General features: G+C 74.2%; 4 protein-coding genes and 1 pseudogene. 2 read left to right on the top strand and 3 right to left on the bottom strand.

Features of this window, described 5'->3' with window-relative positions; all coding sequences use genetic code 11:
- Both ACWJ6R_RS29910 and ACWJ6R_RS29905 read right to left on the bottom strand, forming a co-directional pair.
- A pseudogene (locus ACWJ6R_RS29910) lies at nucleotides 1-1267 on the bottom strand (helicase-associated domain-containing protein); the annotation flags it as partial.
- A gap of 120 nt (nucleotides 1268-1387) precedes the next feature.
- Entirely contained in the window at nucleotides 1388-2011 is a 624-nt protein-coding gene (locus tag ACWJ6R_RS29905; RefSeq protein WP_449065431.1) for a TetR/AcrR family transcriptional regulator, read from the bottom strand.
- 314 nt (nucleotides 2012-2325) lie between these two features.
- On the opposite strand from ACWJ6R_RS29905, the gene ACWJ6R_RS29900 reads away from it, so the two are divergent.
- Both ACWJ6R_RS29900 and ACWJ6R_RS29895 read left to right on the top strand, forming a co-directional pair.
- Nucleotides 2326-2943, top strand: a complete 618-nt coding sequence (locus tag ACWJ6R_RS29900; RefSeq protein ID WP_449065430.1) for an HAD family hydrolase — start codon at nucleotides 2326-2328, stop codon at nucleotides 2941-2943.
- An 88-nt stretch (nucleotides 2944-3031) separates the two neighbouring features.
- Nucleotides 3032-3430, top strand: a complete 399-nt coding sequence (locus ACWJ6R_RS29895; RefSeq protein ID WP_449065429.1) for a cold-shock protein — start codon at nucleotides 3032-3034, stop codon at nucleotides 3428-3430.
- A gap of 25 nt (nucleotides 3431-3455) precedes the next feature.
- On the opposite strand, the gene ACWJ6R_RS29890 is transcribed toward ACWJ6R_RS29895, so the two are convergent.
- Nucleotides 3456-5033 (bottom strand): MFS transporter (locus tag ACWJ6R_RS29890; RefSeq protein ID WP_449065428.1); only part of this gene is annotated, 1578 nt, incomplete at its 5' end.

Below are 5033 nucleotides of genomic sequence, written 5' to 3'. Positions count from 1 at the left end.
TCCCCGGCCGTCGCCAGGACGCCGAGCACGGCCGTGCGGACCTCCGGCGCGGCGCGCGCCGCAGATCGGGATGGAGCGCGTTGAGCAGCCGGTCGCGCTCGTCGCGGTCGCCGATCACCCCCGGCACGCGATCCATGGCGAGCCAGGTCGACGCCAGCGCGACCCAGCGCTCCTCGGTGGCGCGCACCCGCCAGCCGTCGTAGACGGGGGTGGGCATCCAGTCGCCGTCGACCGCGCCGCTCGCCGCCACCAGGCCGGCGGCGTGCGCCACCTCGATGACCAGGCCGGCCGCCCAGTCGGGCAGGTCGAGCAGGGCCGCGGCGCGCTTCAGGTCGCGCACGGCCAGGCCCCCGCCGCGGAGCACGCCGGGAGGTTCGGCGCTCCACCGCTCGCAGAGCTCCTCCACCGCGCGGGTGAACGCGAACGCCTGGCCGGCGGCCGTCCGGTCGGTGAGATCCCGCTTGCGCTCGGCGCCGGCCAGCGGCGGGGGGACGGGAGAGAGATCACGGTGGATCCGGTCGCCGCGCAGGAACAGCCCGACCTCGCGCGGCAGCACGACGGACTCCTCCCCGGTCGCGCAGAGCAGCGCCCGGGCGAGCAGCTGCTCGATCGGCGACCGGGCGGTGGCGGCCCGCACCTCGCGGCGGGCGTTGGCCACCCGGCCGCTGGCCGGACCCCAGGCCAGCTCGTCGAGGGCGGACCTGGCCTGCGGGGAGACCTCCCCGACCAGCCGGGCGACGACCTCGGGATCGGCCAGCAGCGCGCCGAGGGCCTCCGCGGTGTCGCCGCTCCCGCCGAGGTCCTCGACCAGCTCGGCCAGGCGCTCCCGGTGGTAGTGCCGGAACGCCTCCCGGGCCGGCGGGCCCAGGCCCGCGGGGCCGTCCAGGACCTCCCGCACGCCGGGGGCCGGGGTCAGGGCGCGGTCGGGTCCGTAGACCAGGGCCAGCGTCCGCAGCCGGTCGACGGTCTCCCTGAACCTGGCCTCGAACACCGAGTCCGCAGGTCCGGCCAGCGCGCGGGCCAGCCTGGCGCGGAGCGGGCGGTAGGAGATCGGCGAGGGGAGCACGGCGAGCGTCTCCACGACCGCGAAGGTGAAGCGGTCGAGCCGGTCGAGCACCCGGCCGACCGCCGACGGGCTGCTCGCCCGCCCCGCCAGCCCCTCGACGTGGGCGGGGACGGGGGTGATGAGTTCGGGGCGCAGGGCGACGAGCTCCCGTAGCTGCTCGTCGCTCCGGCCGCGCAGCCACTTGGTGAACTCCGTGCTCATTCCCACCATGCTAGGAGTCCTCCCCGACAACGCGCGGACCGGTACGGGCCCGAGGCGCGGGCCTGCGCGGAACCGGTGGCCGGGTGCGGCCGATCGCCTGCACGGAGCCGGTGGCCGGGTCTAGCCGATCGCCTGTACGGCGGGGCTCGGCATGAGGCCGAGCGCGAGCCGTACCCAGGAGTCGACGAAGCGGTCCTTCTCGGCGCGGCCGGGGGGCTCGCCCACGGTCTCCTGGAACAGGCGGTAGTGGATGACCGCGCCGCCCAGCACCGCTCCGATCGCGGGCCAGTCGAGGTCGGCCCCGGCGTACTCGGGCTGGGCCCGGAACCACGTGGTGATCGCGTCGAACATGGGCTGCAGCAGACCTTCGCGCACCACCGCGACCAGCTCGGGGAACTGGCTGAGGTCGCGGAAGAAGACGCGCGTCAGCTCGCTCTCCTCGCGCACCTTGGCCAGTCCCGACCGGCACAGGTGGGCCAGGCGGTCCTCGATGGCCAGGTCCGCGTCGACGGTGCTCATCTCGGCCAGGGTCTCGGCGATCTGCATGCTGGTCCGGGCGGCGTGCTCGTTCATCGCCGCGGCGAGCACCTCGTACTTCGACTTGAAGTGCCGGTAGAGCCCTCCGGCGCCGGGGGACAACCCGGAGGCGGCCTCGATCTCGGCGACCGAGGTCGCCGAATAGCCCCGCTCGGCGAACAGGCGCAGGGCCTCGTCGATGATCCGCTCGCGCGTCGATCTGGTCATTTGTCTGCAGATACCTCCATGATGACCCTATCCAGTGGGTAACCCGTCAGGGTGCGGTTCACCGGACGAAACCGGCGGACCGGGGTGCGGCGGGGCGCACCGGCGGACCCTCCGGCCGGGGGAGTAAGCGACTCCTTGCGCAAAGGGTTCCACAGTCGCCGCCGTGGCGTACAGCGAGGGGCCCGGTGTCGCGTACAGCGAGGGGTCCGGTGTCGCGGGGCGGCGGACGCCGGATCACCGGAAGCCCGCGGAGGGCGTCCCCGCAGGCCGGGATGGATTTCTGGGGATTGCCGGGCTTTGGCATGCTACGGGGCATGCATTCGGTGGGATTCGACCTGGACATGACGCTCGCGGACACCCGTGCGGGGATCGCCGCCGTCTACGACGAGCTGTCGCTGCGGATCGGGGTGCCCATCGACAGCGCCGCGGTGGTGGCACGGCTGGGCCCTCCGCTGGAGCTGGAGCTGGCCAACTGGCTCCCGGCGGACGAGATCCCCGGAGCCGCCGCGATCTTCCGCTCCCTCTACCCGTCGATCGCGGTCCCCGCCACCACGCCGCTGCCCGGCGCCCGGGAGGCCGTCGAAGCCGTACGGCGCGCGGGCGGCCGGGTCGTGGTGGTCACCGGGAAGAACGCCGGGGACGCCGTGCGGACCGTGGAGTTCCTCGGCCTGGAGGTCGACGAGGTCGCCGGATCGGTGTTCGGGGCCGCCAAGGGCCCGGCCCTCGCGGCCTTCGGCGCGGCCGCCTATGTTGGAGATCACGTCGCCGACATCGAGGCGGCGCGAGCGGGAGGCGCCGTCAGCGTGGCGGTGGCGACGGGTCCCTACCGGGCGGGAGAACTGCGTGAGCACGGAGCCGACGTCGTGCTGAGCGATCTGCTGGAGTTCGCCGGGTGGTTCGACGGGTGGCGGAGCGCCGCCGCGGTCGGCTGATTCGTCCCTTTTTACACGGTCGCTCTGAGCGGCCTATGGGCATAACCTACTTCCATCCCTACACCACAGTCTGAACGAGGTCACCCCTGTGCCGAGTGGCAAGGTCAAGTGGTACGACGCCGACAAGGGTTTCGGCTTCCTCACCCGCGACGACGGCGGTGAGGTCTTCGTGCATTCCTCCGCGCTGCCCGGCGGCGTGGACTCCCTCAAACCGGGTCAGAAGGTCGAGTTCGGCGTGGCCGAGGGGCGCCGCGGGCAGCAGGCGCTCTCGGTCCGGGTGATCGACCAGCCCCCGGCCCTCGACCGGACCGCCAAGCCGAAGGGCAAACGCAAGAAGCCCGACGAGATGGTGGTCATCGTCGAGGATCTGATCAAGCTCCTCGACACGGTCTCGATGTCCTACCAGAAGGGCAAGCACCCGGACGCGGCGCACGCCAAGAAGATCGCGACCGTGCTCCGCGCGGTCGCCGACGACCTGGACGTCTGACCCGGATCCCGGCCGGTTCCCCGGCTCAGCCGTGAGGGTTGGTCAGCGGCTTGGTCCGCTGCTCGGTGGGCGGTTCGTCGCGCCGTACGACGGCGGTCGTGGTGCCCGCGGGCCGCTTCCGCGGGCGGGCCCGCCCGGGGCCGCGCCGCGCGGCGTCCGGGCCGGGCGGCGCGGAAGTGGGCTCAGGTCCGGACTCGGGTCCGGGCTCGGGTCCGGGCTCGGGTCCGGGTCCGGGCTGCTCCTCCGGACCGTCGTGATCCGCCGGGCGCTCCGGTGCCTCCGGGGCGGCGGCACCAGCGGCGGCACGGGCGGCCCGCGCCCGCGCGTCCCTGACCCGGATGCGCGCGCGCCGCCGCACGACCAGCCAGCCGAGCGAACCGGCCAGCACCGCGGCCATCGCCGCCAGCCCCCCGGGCCCGGCGGCGAACAGCGAGAGCAGCAGTCCGATCAGCCCGCCGACCACCCAGGCGATCTGCAGGAACGCCTCGACCACGCCGAAGGTGGACGAACGGATCTCCTCGCCGATCTCGCGCTGCACGATCGCGTCCAGCGCGAGCTTGCCCAGCCCCTGGGAGAAGGCGGCCGCCAGCGCGACGGCCACCGCGGTCCACAGGCCGAACACCACGGCGGCCACGACCGTGACCGCTCCCGACAGCGCGAGCGTGGCCAGCACGATGACCTGCGGGGAGTGGCTCCGCGCCCACGAGGCCACCCCGGCTCCGGCCAGGCCTCCCGCGCCGGCGGCCAGGGCCAGCACGCCGATCGCCGCCGCCGGGGGCATGCCGGGCAGCTTCTTCTCCTGCACCAGGAAGAGCAGGTAGAACAGCAGGAACCCGGAGTGGAACCGGATCGCCACGTTGGCCAGCATCGATTCGGCGACCACCGGGCCGACGTTGAGCATGGTCCGCCAGCGCGGCGGGCGCTCCTCGCCCTCCTGCAGTTCGTCGAGGTCGGGGGAGTCGACGTGGCGCGGGAGCCGTACGGCCAGCACGCCCTGGAGCAGGAAGAGCACCGTCGCCGCGCGCAGCACCCACTCGGCGCCGAGCCAGGCGCTGACCCCCGCGCCGACGGGCACCGCGACCCCCGCCGAGACCAGGGCGAACAGGGCGACCCTGGCGTTGGCGGTGACCAGCGCGATGTCGGCGGGCAGCACGCTCGGCATGATCGCGGCCCGGGAGACGTTGTAGGCCTTGGAGAGCACCAGCACGGCCAGCGCCGCGGGGAAGATCGTGAAGACGTCACCGGGGACGACCGCCGCGGCCATGGCGAAGCAGAGCAGTCCCCGGCCGAACAGCGTGCCCGCCATGACGAAGCGGCGGCCGGAGCGGAACCGGTCCAGGACCGGGCCGACGAACGGCGCGACCACCACGAACGGGATCATCGTGATCAGCAGGTAGAGCGCGACCTGGCCCCGGGCCTCGTTGACCGGGAGCTTGAACAGCGTGCCGGCCAGCGCCGCGGTGACCAGCGCGTCGCCCGCGCTGTGCGCGGCCGTCAGCTCGATCAGCTGGCCCAGCCCGGTGCGGCCCGCCCCCTGGGCGTGCGTCAGCCGGCGCGCGGCCCTGCCGACGCCCAAGGTCGCGTCCGCCGCGCTCGCCCGGCG

The organism is Planomonospora algeriensis (genome assembly GCF_977012225.1).
This window is presented reverse-complemented; position numbering and strand designations above follow the sequence as displayed.